The sequence below is a fragment of the Vibrio sp. 10N.237.312.B06 genome, from assembly GCF_041464685.1.
Taxonomy (GTDB): domain Bacteria; phylum Pseudomonadota; class Gammaproteobacteria; order Enterobacterales; family Vibrionaceae; genus Vibrio; species Vibrio tasmaniensis_A.
The window spans coordinates 75734-82548 of record NZ_JBFSPI010000009.1; the positions used below are offsets into that span (position 1 = coordinate 75734).

Sequence of the window (6815 nt, forward strand, 5' to 3'; positions counted from 1 at the left end):
ACAATGCGTCGCCTTTCCTACCTACAACTTTTAGGTTGACGCATATGGCTTCCCTACTTGGAATTATCACTATTCTAGTAGCCGCTTGGTTACTATCTACGGACAGAAAAAATATCCCGCTAAGAACTGTCTCTTTGGCTTTCTTACTGCAAATCTCATTCGCGCTATTGGTTCTTTATGTGCCAATGGGTAAAGAAGCGCTGAATGCAGCTACTGGTGCGGTGTCTAGCTTGATCAACTACGGTCAAGAGGGGATTAACTTCCTATTCGGTGGCCTAACGAATAACGGATTTGTTTTCGCTATTAACGTTCTCGGCATCATTATCTTTTTCTCTGCATTGATTTCAGGTTTGTATCACATCGGCTTTATGCCAAAGGTGATCAACATAATCGGCGGTGCTTTGCAGAAGTTTCTAGGCACAGGTCGTGCGGAGTCACTATCTGCAACGGCAAACATTTTTGTTGGCATGATCGAAGCGCCATTGGTGGTTAAGCCTTACCTAAAACATATGACGGACTCACAACTGTTTGCTGTGATGGTATGTGGTTTGGCTTCTGTTGCTGGCGGCACGCTAGTGGGTTATGCATCGCTGGGTGTTGACCTAAACTATCTGATCGCTGCGGCATTTATGTCGGCACCAGCCGGTCTATTGATGGCTAAAATCTTAGTACCAGGCAGCCCAGAGGATGTTCAAGAAAATATTGAGTCTGGTGTAGAGATTCCACGAGCAACAAACGTAGTTGAGGCAATGGCAGATGGGGCTATGTCTGGACTTCGTATTGCCGTTGCGGTGGGTGCGACACTTCTAGCCTTTATCAGTGTGATTGCGATGCTGAATGGCTTGTTAGGTATTGTTGGTGGCTGGTTTGGCGTAAACCTAAGCTTCGAACTTATCCTAGGTTATGTGTTCGCACCCGTTGCATGGCTGATCGGTGTACCGTGGTCTGAAGCTGTGGTTGCAGGCTCGCTGATCGGTAACAAAATCGTTGTGAATGAGTTTGTGGCTTTCATCCAGTTAATGGACGTAAAAGATGCACTGAGTGAGCACTCAAAAGCGATCGTTACTTTTGCACTATGTGGTTTTGCTAACATCTCTACCATGGCGATTCTGATTGGCGGTTTGGGTAGCTTAGTTCCAGAGCGTCGCTCTTTCATCTCACAATATGGCTTCAAAGCGATTTGTGCGGGTGTGCTTGCCAACTTAATGAGCGCTGCGATCGCTGGCGTGGTGCTTTCTCTGTAGCTAGATGATAAGTACAGAGTGGATGAGTCAGTCACTTTATTTCCCCTATAGTAAAGTGACTGATTAATCACACTAATATTCGGTTAGCATGAAAAAGAGAGCCTATAGTTTAATGACATAGGCTTTCTTGTTTCAGCAAATAGGTTTGTATCACAAGGTGTGGTGCAAATTTTTTAGGGGCACAAATGGATTTGTCGATTACTTCATCCTTGGCGTTAATTGGACTGCTGTCCTTAACGTGTCAATTGTTAGGCTGGCGCTTACGTCTTCCTGCTATTCTTCCTCTTCTTATTGTCGGCCTACTTTTAGGTCCCGGTCTTAACATCCTTAATCCCGATGCCATTTTTGGTGACGTGCTATTTCCGCTGATTTCATTAGGTGTCGCTATTATTCTGTTTGAAGGTGCATTGACCCTGAATTTCAAAGAAATCAGAGGCCATGGTCGCATGGTGACGCACCTCGTGAGTTTCGGCATGCTGATTACCTGGGCGTGTATTGTCGTTGGTGCTTATTACTTTGTGGACTTCAGTTGGCCATTAGCCGCGCTGTTTGCTGCCTTAGTAGTGGTGACGGGGCCAACCGTGATTGTTCCCATGCTGCGCAGCATTCAGCCCAAATCTTCGTTAGGCAGTATCTTGCGCTGGGAAGGGATAGTGATTGACCCGATTGGCGCTCTGTTTGCCGTTCTCGTTTACGAATACATTGTTTCTTCAGCCGATCCTACAAGCCATGTACTGTCGGCTTTGGGGCTGACTCTAGCCATCGGTTTAGGCTTAGGGATCATCGGTGGCTATTTGATTGCCAAGATGCTGAAAGGGCATTGGGTTCCGCACTATTTGCGTAACGTGGCTGTTCTAACGTTAATGCTGGCGGCATTCTCTTTTTCTAATGATCTTAGTGAAGAGTCTGGCCTATTAACCGTTACCATCATGGGTATCTGGCTCGCCAACGTGAAAGGCTTGGATCTTGAAGATATTATTGAGTTCAAAGAGACCTTAACCGTGTTACTCATTTCTGCCTTGTTTATCTTACTGGCGAGTCGACTCGATTCTGGGACTTTCCTCTCGATAGGTTGGGGCGGTATTGGCTTATTAGCGGTCGTCATGCTGGTGGCTCGTCCTCTGAGTGTGTGGATCAGCGGGATCGGCACGGATCTTACCTCAGCAGATAAATGGTTTTTGAGCTGGATGGCGCCTCGCGGGATCGTTGCTGCCGCAGTTTCTTCTCTGTTTGCTATCAAACTTCAAGAGAAGCAATTGATTGAAGGGGCTGATCTACTGGTGCCAATGGTGTTCTTGGTCATCATCGGTACGGTTGTGATTCAAAGCCTTACCGCAAGTTGGTGGGCGAGAAGGTTGGGTGTGACTCAAGAGAAAGCGCAAGGGGTTATCTTCTTTGGCGCGACTCATTTTGCAAGACAGTTTGCCAAGGTGCTGGCGACACACAATATCAACAGTGTACTTGCCGATACCAACTGGGAAAGCATTCGTTTGGCGCGTATGGATAACCTGAATGTCTATTTTGGTAACCCAGCCTCAAGCCACGCGGAAAATAATCTGGAATTGGACGGGATAGGGCGCGCGATGATCGTCTCGCCTTATCGTCAAACCAATCCATTAGTCAGCATGCATTATCAAGATGAGTTTGGTGAAAATAAGGTGTTTGAGCTTGAATCGACAGAAACTAAACACGAAAGGCATTCAGTGAGCCGAGATGGTAACAGAAGCCTGTTTTCGGAAGGAATTACCTATTCCAAGCTTAACTCCTTGATGGCTCAAGGCAGCCAAATTAAGAGCACGGGATTGACCGATGCGTTTGACCTTAATGAGTTTAACGCGCTGTATCCTAAAGCGATTCCACTCGGTGTGATGACTGGTGGTGATTTCCGTTTAGTAACACAAGGTTCTGATTTGGAAAAACTCATATCAACGGAGTGTGCGATCATTAGTTTATTGCCGCCTTCGGAGCCAACGGAAAGAGCTGATACTCCAGATAAGTAGTGAGTGCTCTGCATTTAAAGCGAGTCGCTTTGTATCAAAAAAGCCGCAACGTTTTCACGCTGCGGCTTTTTAATTCTATTTTAGTAACAGTCAATTCATGCCTGCGATATTGCTACTGAAACTGCCATTTGTGGGCTATTACGAGTGAAACTGCTCACAAGCAATCATAGTGTTCTCAATTAGGCTTGCTACAGTCATTGGACCAACACCACCCGGAACTGGTGTGATGAAGCTTGCGCTCTCTTTCGCGACATCGTATTCAACGTCGCCAACGAGTTTGCCAGATTCCAAACGATTGATGCCTACATCGACCACAACAGCACCTTTCTTAATCCAAGCACCAGGAATGAAGTTAGGCTTACCAACTGCTACAACAACAACATCTGCTTGACGTACATGACCCTCAAGGTCTTTGGTGAAGCGGTGACATGTTGTCGTTGTACAACCGGCTAGAAGAAGCTCTAACGTCATTGGGCGACCTACGATGTTTGATGCGCCAACCACAACCGCGTGTTTGCCACGTAAGTCGATGTTATAACGGTCAAGCAGCGTAATGATGCCTTTAGGCGTACAAGAGCGAAGCTTAGGCATACGCTGAGCCAAACGACCTACGTTGTATGGGTGGAAGCCATCAACGTCTTTTTCCGGCGTGATGCGCTCAAGAACTTGAGTGCTATCAATACCAGCTGGTAGGGGAAGTTGAACAAGAATACCGTCAATCTCCGGGTCTTCGTTCAGTTGGTCTACCAGTGTTAATAATTCGTCTTCTGTAGCAGTGGCTGGCAAGTCGTAAGATTTAGATACGAAGCCAACTTCTTCACATGCTTTACGTTTACTTCCTACGTAAACCTGAGAAGCAGGGTCTTCACCCACTAAAACAACCGCTAGGCCCGGAGCGCGTAATCCAGCTTGAGTGCGAGCTTTTACACGAGCCGCAACTTCAGAGCGAACCGTTTGAGAAATTAGCTTTCCATCAATATTTTGAGCAGTCATGAATTTCCTTAGTATTGATATTCAAGTTAGTGGCTGATGTTTTTGGCGCATTATTCCAGAAAATCTTTTTGATTACCATCAAGCAAACGTTTGCTTTGTTCTATTTTCCAACACTTATAATCTTATTGCACTTTTTTTACTCACTTGGATCAGAATGTTACATAAAGCCGTTGCTTTACTGATTCGAATTCGTATAATCCTTCCTGTAGCGCGCCCTTAGCTCAGCTGGATAGAGCACCTCCCTTCTAAGGAGGTGGTCGAAGGTTCGAATCCTTCAGGGCGTACCACTATTTAAAGAAACCCGATAACTCTCTGAGTTGTCGGGTTTTTTGCTTTCTCACCATAATAAAAACAATCATCTCCAATCGCCACTCATTTTCCCTCGTTATTCATTTCATTCGGCTGATGTAATAGAAAGTTAAAATTGTTGGTTTTTTGGGGTTTACATCATTTGGTAATAAAGCCAATATGAATTCACGAAGAATAGACAAGTAAAGCTGTTAGCCCGTAGGTTTAGGAATCAAACCTTCTGCTCAATGGCTGATTTAGAGGAAGTAATGGCAGGAAACAGTATCGGACAACATTTCCGCGTGACTACGTTCGGAGAAAGTCACGGTATCGCACTAGGATGTATCGTAGATGGGTGCCCACCAGGATTAGAAATTACCGAAGCAGACCTTCAAAGAGATTTGGATCGTCGTCGCCCAGGTACTTCTCGTTATACAACGGCTCGCCGTGAAGCGGATGAAGTAAAGATTTTATCCGGTGTATTTGAAGGCCAGACTACGGGTACTTCTATTGGTCTATTGATTGAAAATACAGACCAACGCTCTAAAGACTATTCCGAAATTAAAGACAAGTTCCGCCCTGGCCACGCTGATTATACCTACCATCAAAAGTACGGTGTGCGTGATTACCGAGGTGGCGGCCGCTCTTCTGCTCGTGAAACTGCAATGCGTGTTGCGGCAGGTGCGATTGCGAAGAAATACCTTAAGCAAGAATTTGGTGTTGAAATCCAAGCTTATCTTTCTCAAATGGGTGATATCTCAATTGATAAAGTGGATTGGAACGAGATCGAAAACAACGCTTTCTTCTGTCCTGATGCCGACAAAGTACCTGAATTTGACCAACTGATTCGTGACTTGCTAAAAGAAGGCAACTCGATCGGTGCGAAGATCCAAGTAGTTGCGACTAAAGTGCCTGTAGGCCTTGGTGAGCCAATCTTTGATCGTCTAGATGCTGATATTGCTCACGCTCTAATGAGCATCAATGCGGTGAAAGGTGTTGAGATTGGTGATGGCTTCGATGTGGTTAATCAACGCGGTAGTGAACACCGTGATCCATTAACTCCAGAAGGCTTCAGCAGCAACCATGCTGGCGGTATCTTAGGCGGTATTTCTACTGGTCAAGATATTGTGGCAAGCATTGCGCTTAAACCCACATCAAGCATTACCGTTCCTGGTGACACCATTACTAAAGATGGTGAAGCAACGCAGTTAATCACTAAAGGTCGTCACGATCCATGTGTTGGTATCCGTGCAGTGCCTATTGCTGAAGCGATGCTGGCTATCGTGTTGCTTGATCACTTACTACGTCACCGTGGTCAAAACTTTGGTGTGACAACAGAAACGCCAAAAATCTAGTTCTGCTTCGTTTTATTCAGAACAGATTTGAAACTGATTTGAGAGAAACCAAAAAGGGTTGCTTCGTAATGAAGCAACCCTTTTTATATTCTGCGTCATTGAGAATATATTATCTAATGCACAGAGCTTTCCGGATCAAGCTGAAACGAAGGCAAGCGCCATTTGAATCTTACGGCAGCCATACGCAGCAAGTAGCCAACCACAAGCGTAACAATCGTTGCTGTTACGTCGTTAATGCCAAGCTCAAGCAAACCTAGGTATAAACCTGAAGCGACAAGGGCAACAGATGCGTACAGCTCTTCATGTAGAACCAGTGGCGTTTGACGACAGATAAGATCGCGCAGCAGGCCACCAAACACGCCAGTCACTAATGCAGACACCATACAAATCATTGGGTGCAGACCCATGGTCATCGCTACTTTAGTACCAATGATACTAAATACGATAAGCCCCAACGCATCCAAACGAATGAACAAGCCTTTTAGCTTGATTACCCATTTGGCTAATCCCGTTGTGATAACACCAGCAATACAAGTGATCGCCAGATACTGGGGGTTTTCAACCCAGCCTAAAGGGTAATGGCCGAGTAAAATATCTCTTACTGTACCTCCGCCAATTGCCGTTGCACTCGCAACTAGCATTACACCAAACCAATCCATTTTTTGTTTGCCAGCACTGAGAGCACCGGTCATGGCTTCTGCCGTGATGCCAATGATATACAAAACACTTAGTAGCATTGCTGTAGCTCTATAATTTAGGTCTATAAATTGGAGTCTTATAGGCCATAGGGATATAAAAATTAAGCGCGAGTGTAGTAGTAAAAACGCTGATTGACGAATGAATATTTGTACCGTGAATAGGCATTTCAGATTAGCTAAACGGCTCTTCTCCGCTTAGATGAGCTTGATTTCTGGGTAAATGGTAGAGTGAGTTTC

Annotated in this window: 5 protein-coding genes and 1 tRNA gene; 4 read left to right on the forward strand and 2 right to left on the reverse strand. The window is 45.3% G+C overall.

Annotation, left to right across the window (positions count from 1 at the left end; genetic code table 11):
- Nucleotides 1-44: 44 nt before the first annotated feature.
- Together AB6C75_RS04305 and AB6C75_RS04310 are read left to right on the forward strand one after the other, a co-directional pair.
- Nucleotides 45-1244, forward strand: a complete 1200-nt coding sequence (locus tag AB6C75_RS04305; RefSeq protein ID WP_009848493.1) for a NupC/NupG family nucleoside CNT transporter — start codon at nucleotides 45-47, stop codon at nucleotides 1242-1244.
- Between the two features lie 185 nt (nucleotides 1245-1429).
- On the forward strand, nucleotides 1430-3244 hold the full coding sequence (locus tag AB6C75_RS04310; protein ID WP_372100813.1) for a cation:proton antiporter: 1815 nt from the start codon (nucleotides 1430-1432) through the stop codon (nucleotides 3242-3244).
- A 138-nt stretch (nucleotides 3245-3382) separates the two neighbouring features.
- Here the strand turns inward: AB6C75_RS04310 and folD are convergent, their stop codons facing one another.
- Nucleotides 3383-4237: a bifunctional methylenetetrahydrofolate dehydrogenase/methenyltetrahydrofolate cyclohydrolase FolD gene (gene folD / locus AB6C75_RS04315; protein ID WP_372107031.1), complete on the reverse strand. Its 855-nt coding sequence runs from the start codon at nucleotides 4235-4237 to the stop codon at nucleotides 3383-3385.
- Nucleotides 4238-4447: 210 nt separating this feature from the next.
- On the opposite strand from folD, the gene AB6C75_RS04320 reads away from it, so the two are divergent.
- Together AB6C75_RS04320 and aroC are read left to right on the forward strand one after the other, a co-directional pair.
- A tRNA-Arg gene (locus AB6C75_RS04320) sits at nucleotides 4448-4524 on the forward strand.
- A 270-nt stretch (nucleotides 4525-4794) separates the two neighbouring features.
- A complete protein-coding gene (gene aroC / locus AB6C75_RS04325) occupies nucleotides 4795-5880 on the forward strand; it encodes a chorismate synthase (protein WP_004734182.1) in 1086 nt (361 codons plus the stop codon).
- Between the two features lie 113 nt (nucleotides 5881-5993).
- Here the strand turns inward: aroC and AB6C75_RS04330 are convergent, their stop codons facing one another.
- On the reverse strand, nucleotides 5994-6617 hold the full coding sequence (locus tag AB6C75_RS04330) for a trimeric intracellular cation channel family protein (protein ID WP_004734183.1): 624 nt from the start codon (nucleotides 6615-6617) through the stop codon (nucleotides 5994-5996).
- Nucleotides 6618-6815 lie beyond the last annotated feature (198 nt).

Coding starts and splice junctions, on each gene's coding strand:
- AB6C75_RS04305 (WP_009848493.1), top strand. CDS start 45: ATGGCTTCCCTACTTGGAATTATCACTATTCTAGTAGCCGCTTGGTTA.
- aroC (WP_004734182.1), top strand. CDS start 4,795: ATGGCAGGAAACAGTATCGGACAACATTTCCGCGTGACTACGTTCGGA.
- folD (WP_372107031.1), bottom strand. CDS start 4,237: ATGACTGCTCAAAATATTGATGGAAAGCTAATTTCTCAAACGGTTCGC.
- AB6C75_RS04330 (WP_004734183.1), bottom strand. CDS start 6,617: ATGCTACTAAGTGTTTTGTATATCATTGGCATCACGGCAGAAGCCATG.
- AB6C75_RS04310 (WP_372100813.1), top strand. CDS start 1,430: ATGGATTTGTCGATTACTTCATCCTTGGCGTTAATTGGACTGCTGTCC.